General features: G+C 74.3%; 2 protein-coding genes and 2 pseudogenes. 1 reads left to right on the top strand and 3 read right to left on the bottom strand.

What is annotated here, in order from left to right:
• A pseudogene (locus ACFWEK_RS18375) lies at positions 1–1,607 on the top strand (glycoside hydrolase family 2 protein); the annotation flags it as partial.
• Here ACFWEK_RS18375 and ACFWEK_RS18370 read toward each other — a convergent pair.
• The 3 genes and pseudogenes from ACFWEK_RS18370 to ACFWEK_RS18360 form a co-directional block, all read right to left on the bottom strand.
• Positions 1,591–2,982, bottom strand: a complete 1,392-nt coding sequence (locus ACFWEK_RS18370; RefSeq protein WP_430554968.1) for an aminoglycoside phosphotransferase — start codon at positions 2,980–2,982, stop codon at positions 1,591–1,593. The pseudogene ACFWEK_RS18375 and the gene ACFWEK_RS18370 overlap by 17 nt on opposite strands.
• The gene (gene treS / locus ACFWEK_RS18365; protein ID WP_430554967.1) at positions 2,979–4,775 is read right to left on the bottom strand and encodes a maltose alpha-D-glucosyltransferase; all 1,797 of its coding nucleotides are present in this window, start codon (positions 4,773–4,775) and stop codon (positions 2,979–2,981) included. Before treS ends, ACFWEK_RS18370 begins: the two co-directional genes overlap by 4 nt.
• A gap of 38 nt (positions 4,776–4,813) precedes the next feature.
• Positions 4,814–5,467, bottom strand: a pseudogene (locus ACFWEK_RS18360) (alpha-1,4-glucan--maltose-1-phosphate maltosyltransferase); the annotation flags it as partial.

Below are 5,467 nucleotides of genomic sequence, written 5' to 3'. Positions count from 1 at the left end.
AGGCCGGAGCGCCGTTCCTCCTCAAGGTCAACGGCGAGACGGTGCTCGTCCGCGGGGCGAACTGGATCCCCGACCACGCGTTCCTCACGGAGATCGACCGCGACCGGTACGCGCGCCGGGTCGACGACGCCCTCGAGGCGAACATCAACCTCCTGCGGGTGTGGGGCGGCGGCATCTACGAGTCCGACGACCTGTACGACCTCGCCGACGAGAGTGGCCTGCTCGTGTGGCAGGACTTCCCGTTCGCCTGCGCCGCGTACAGCGAGGACGAGCCGATGCGCGCCGAGGTGGAGGCCGAGGCCCGCGAGAACGTCACGCGGCTCAGCCCGCACCCGTCGCTCGTCATCTGGAACGGCAACAACGAGAACACGTGGGGCTCGGTCGACTGGGGCTGGGCCGGCCGGCTCGGCGGCCGCCCGTGGGGCGACCTGTACTACCGCGAGCTGCTGCCGGGCGTGCTCGCCGAGCTGGACCCCACGCGCCCGTACTCGCCGGCGAGCCCGTACTCGTTCGGCGACTACCGTCACCCGAACGACGAGCGCTACGGCACCATGCACATCTGGGACGTGTGGAACCGGGAGGACTACTCCGTCTACGCCCGCTACCGGCCGCGGTTCCTGTCGGAGTTCGGCTTCCAGGGTCCGCCCGCCTGGTCGACGCTCACGCGCGTGGTCCACGACGAGCCGCTCGACCCGTTCGGCCACCAGATGCTCGTGCACCAGAAGGCGCACCTGGGCAACGCCAAGCTCGAGCGCGGCTGGCAGGGGCACCTGCCCGACCCGGCGACGATCGAGGACTGGCACTGGACCACGCAGCTCAACCAGGCGCACGCCGTGCGCTTCGGCATCGAGCACGTGCGGTCCCTGACCCCGCACAACACCGGCGCCATCGTGTGGCAGCTCAACGACAACTGGCCCGTGGTGTCGTGGGCTGCGGTCGACCACGACGAGCACCGCAAGCCGCTGTGGCACGCCCTGCGCGCCGCGTACGCGCCGCGGCTGGCCACCTTCCAGCCGCGCGCGTCCGAGGCGGCGCGGGCCGCCGCGTGGGAGGGGCTGGAGCCGGTGCCCGACACCGTCGCGCTCGTCGTCGTCAACGACACCGGCGAGCGTCTGGCCGGGACCTGGACGGTCACGCGCGAGGCGCTGGACGGGTCGGTCCTGGCCAAGGCGACCGTGGAGGTCGACGCGCCCGCCCGCGGCGCGGCGACGGTCACCGTGCCCGCCGAGGTCGCCACGTTCGACGACGCGGCCGCCGAGGTGCTCGTGGCGACGGCCGACGACCCCGAGTCCGGCGTGGCGGCGGCCCTGCGGCACGGGGCCGAGGTCGTGGACCAGCGGCTCGACCCGAGCCCGCTGCGGATCGAGGCGTCGCCCGTCCCCGGGGGCTGCGAGCTGCGGCTGACCGCGACCTCGCTCGCCCGTGACGTCTTCTGCCCGGTCGACGTGGTGGACCCGGCGGCGCGCGTCGACGCCGGGCTCGTCACGCTGCGTGCGGGCCAGAGCGTGACGCTCCGGGTCACCTCGCAAGGGGGCGACCCGGAGGCGTTCGCCGCCGCGGTGCGCTGCGCGAACGACCTGCTCGGCGGGGTCAGCGCGGCCGGGTGAGCACGCGGTCGACGGCCGACAGGGGGATGTGCACCCAGGTCGGCCGTTGCCGCGTCTCGTAGACCACCTCGTAGAGCGCCTTGTCCAGCACGAGGGCGGCGAGGACGGCGTCGGCGGTGGGCGGGTCGAGCTCGGGCGGACGTCGGGTGGTCAGCCCGCTCACGGCCGCGGACGTGTCGGCCGACTGACGGTAGCGGGCGAGGAAGGCGTGCACGGACTCCGCCTCCCACCACGGGTCGGGCGCGCCGCCGACGGCGGCCGCGTACGCGAACGAGCGGACCATGCCCGCGACGTCGCGCAGCGGAAGGTCGGGGGCCGTGCGCTCGGCGGCGGGCCGTTGCGGCTCGCCCTCGAAGTCGAGGAGCTTCCACCCGGTCTCGCCGTGCAGCGCCTGACCGAGGTGCAGGTCGCCGTGCACGGTCTGCAGGCGCAGCCGCGGCAGCCGGCCCTGGAGGTCGTCGAGCAGCGCGTCGATCGCGGGGGCCCGGGCCGCCAGGCCGGGCGCCTCGGACACGGCGAGCGCCGCCCGGTCGCGCAGGCCTCCGACGAACGTCGCCGGGTCGAGCAGCGGCCCGGGCGGCATGGCCTGGCGCAGCACCGAGTGCAGCTCCGCCACGACGCGCCCGAGGTCGGCCGCGAGGTGTGCGAACGACTCGCCGCGGCCGGCGTGCTCGCAGGCCAGCTCGAACCCGTCGCGGGCCCGCGGCACCAGCTCGCTGAGGACGGCCAGGGCGGTGGTCGTGCCGGGCGCTGTGGCCACCTGGAGGGCGCCGAGGAAGCGCGGCACGCCGTCCCAGCCGGCGCGGGTCAGGGCACGGGGGACGACGACGTCGGGGTGCGGCCCGGGGGTCACGGTGCGCAGGATCTTGAGCATCCCGCCGGTGCCGTCCGGCGACGGCACGCCCGGCAGCACGACGCTCGTGTTCGACTGCTCGCCCGCCACGACCTGGCCGCCCGCGACGAGCGCCTCGCCCCGCACGCCGTCGCCGACGCCGGCCGCCCGCAGCAGGGCGAGCCAGCAGGCGGGGTGGGCGCCGCCGTCGTGCACGGCGACGTCGCCCGCGGCGGTGCGGACCTCGGCGACGAACCCGGGGCCGCGCGCGGCGGGGTCCGTGAGCACGAGCGGCACCTGCGCGACCACCTCGCCGCCCGGCACGCCCGCGCCGCGCAGGCGCACGAGGAGGACGACGACGTCGGCGCCGTCGGGGCCGCCGCCCGGGCCGTCGTCGAACGTCACCGCGAGCCACGGTTCGACGTGCACCGTGGCGGCGCTCGCGCCGCCCGCGGGGAACCACCGCCGGCCGGGCAGCCAGGCGGCGAGCAGCTCCCCGACGCTCGGGTCGGGGACGCCCGCGGCCGGCCGCACCGCGGTCATGCCGGCTCGCCTCCGGTCGATGGCGCGGAGGTGTCACCGTCGCCGCGCCCCGGCGGGGTCAGGAGCAGCCAGTAGAAGTCGCGCGACCCCCAGGTCATGGTCAGGGTGCCGTCCGCGCCGACGTCGGGGAAGCGGGCGCCGCCGAACAGGTCGGTGAGCGACCAGCCGGCGCGGCCGGGCACGCGCACGACGGACGACCGCGCCGTCGCGGACAGGTTCGCCGCCACGAGCAGCGTCTCGTCCGCCGAGGTGCGGGTGAACGCGAGCACGGCGTCGTCGTCGGCCTCCAGGGGCGCGAACGCCCCGGTACCGAACGCCGGGTGCAGCCGTCGCACGGCGAGCATGCCGTGCACCCAGTGCAGCAGCGAGGAGGGCTGCGCGAGCTGGGCCTCGACGTTGACGTGCTGGTAGTGGTGCACCAGCGACTGCACGAGCGGCAGGTAGAGCTTGCCGGGGTCGGCGGTGGAGAAGCCGGAGTTGCGGTCGGGCGTCCACTGCATGGGCGTGCGCACCGCGTCCCGGTCGGGCAGCCAGATGTTGTCGCCCATGCCGATCTCGTCGCCGTAGTACAGGCACGGGCTGCCCGGCAGGCTGAGCAGCAGCGCGTGGGCGAGCTCCACCTCCTTGCGCGAGTTGTCGAGCAGCGGCGCCAGGCGGCGGCGGATGCCGATGTTGGCGCGCATGCGCGGGTCGGGCGCGAACCACCCGTACATCGCCGCGCGCTCCTCGGTGGAGACCATCTCGAGGGTGAGCTCGTCGTGGTTGCGCAGGAACGTCGACCACTGCCCGCCCGGCGCGGGGATGTCCGGCGTGTCGGCGAGGATGTCGAGCAGGGGCCGGGCGCGCTGGTCGCGCATCGCGTAGTAGACGCGCGGCATCACGGGGAAGTGGAAGCACATGTGGCACTCGGGCTCGTCCGCCGTGCCGAAGTAGTCCACCACGTCCTGCGGCCACTGGTTCGCCTCGGCCAGCATGATCCGGCCCGGGAACTCGTCGTCGATCATGCGGCGCACCCGGCGGAGGAACGCGTGCGTCTCCGGCAGGTTCTCGCAGTTGGTGCCCTCGGCCTCGAACAGGTACGGCACCGCGTCGAGGCGGAAGCCGTCGACGCCGACCCCCAGCCAGAACCGCGCGACGTCGAGCATGGCGTCCACCACGCGGGGGTTCTCGAAGTTGAGGTCCGGCTGGTGGTGGAAGAACCGGTGCCAGAAGTACTGCCGCCGCACCGGGTCGAACGTCCAGTTCGACGTCTCGGTGTCCACGAAGATGATGCGCGCGTCCTCGTAGCGCGTGTCGTCGTCCGACCACACGTAGAAGTCGCCGTACGGGCCCTCCGGGTCCGACCGCGACGCCTGGAACCACGGGTGCTGGTCGCTGGTGTGGTTCATCACGAGGTCCACCACCACGCGGATACCGCGCGCGTGCGCCGCCTCGATGAGCTCGGCGAAGTCCCCGATCGTGCCGTACTGGCTCGCGATCGACGTGTAGTCGGCGATGTCGTACCCGCCGTCCCGCAGCGGCGACGGGTAGAACGGCGGCAGCCACAGGCAGTCCACGCCCAGCCACTGCAGGTAGTCCAGCCGTTCCGTCACGCCCCGCAGGTCGCCCGTGCCCGCGCCGCCGGTGTCCGAGAAGGCCCGCACGATGACCTCGTAGAACACGGCCGTGCGGTACCACTCCGGGTCCTCGGACAGGCCGGGCTTGTCCAGGGGCGGCGGTGCGGGCTGCGGCCGCGTGGGCAGCGCCTGCACCGGCACCTGGCGCGTGACGGGCCGCGGCACCTGGGGCGTCATCGGGGCCCTCTCATGCGGGCCTGCTCATGTCGGCCTCGTCATGCCAGGCCGATCGTCAGGACGTGCGCCACCTGCTCGCGGGGGTCGAGGCGGACGTACGGGTGGGCACCCCACGGGTAGGTGGCGCCCGACAGCTCGTCGTGGGCGACGAAGAACGGCTGGTCCTCGACCCCGTCCGGCCGCGTGAGGCCGAGCGCCTCCAGGTCGAGGAACAGCGTGGACTCCTGCGTGGCCCACGGGTCCAGGTTGACCACGACCAGCACGACGTCGTCCTGCGTGGCGCCCGGCCGGCCCGCGGCGGGCAGGTGCTCGGCCCGCACCCGCCGCGAGAACGCGACGACCTGGTCGTTCGTCGTCGGGTGCACCGTGAGGTCGCGCAGCTGCTGCAGCGTCGGGTGGGCGCGCCGGATCTCGTTGAGGCGTCGCAGCAGCGTGGAGACGCCGACGACGTCGGCCTGCGACCAGTCGCGCGGCTTGTACTCGTACTTCTCGTTGTCGATCTGCTCCTCGACACCCGGGCGCGGCACGTTCTCCACGAGCTCGTACCCGGAGTAGACGCCCCACGTGGGGCTGCCGAGGGCCGCCAGCACGGCGCGGACGGCGAAGCCCGCCACCCCGCCGTGCTGCAGGTACGGGGGCAGGATGTCGTGCGTCGTGGGCCAGAAGCTCGGACGCAGCACCGAGCCCTGGGG

Origin of the sequence: Isoptericola sp. NPDC060257 (assembly GCF_042726645.1) — a bacterium.
In the GTDB taxonomy this organism is placed as follows: domain Bacteria; phylum Actinomycetota; class Actinomycetes; order Actinomycetales; family Cellulomonadaceae; genus Isoptericola; species Isoptericola nanjingensis.
This window is presented reverse-complemented; position numbering and strand designations above follow the sequence as displayed.